Genomic DNA, 396 nt, shown 5'->3' with positions numbered 1-396 from the left:
CCTTGGTCAGGCTTTCCAGCCGCGAGGCGACGTTGACCGCCGGGCCGATTACGGTGAAATCCAGGCGCGTACGCGAGCCGATATTGCCGTACATGACATCGCCGACATGCACCCCGACGCCATAACGCAGCGGTTCGCGCCCCATGCGCACGTGCTGGTCGTTCAGCTCAGCCATCGATGTCTGCCCTTCGCGGATCGCCTGCAGCAGATCGAGGCAGGCGGTTTCCTTGGCTAACGGGAAGATCGCCAGCAATCCGTCGCCCATGAATTTCAGGATCTCTCCGTCATGCCGTTCGATCGGGTCCGACATGGCGTCGAAATAGTCGTTGAGCAGATGGATGACATCGTCGCGCGGCCAGAGATCGGAGATTGCGGTAAAGTCGCGCAGGTCGCAGA

Annotated in this window: 1 protein-coding gene; it reads right to left on the bottom strand. The window is 61.1% G+C overall.

What is annotated here, in order from left to right:
• Positions 1–396, bottom strand: a 396-nt coding sequence (locus tag C5J24_RS31650) for an adenylate/guanylate cyclase domain-containing protein (RefSeq protein ID WP_172724212.1), incomplete at both ends; no start/stop codon positions are given.

It is taken from the genome of Neorhizobium sp. T25_27, assembly GCF_002968565.1.
Lineage (GTDB): Bacteria > Pseudomonadota > Alphaproteobacteria > Rhizobiales > Rhizobiaceae > Neorhizobium > Neorhizobium tomejilense.
This window is presented reverse-complemented; position numbering and strand designations above follow the sequence as displayed.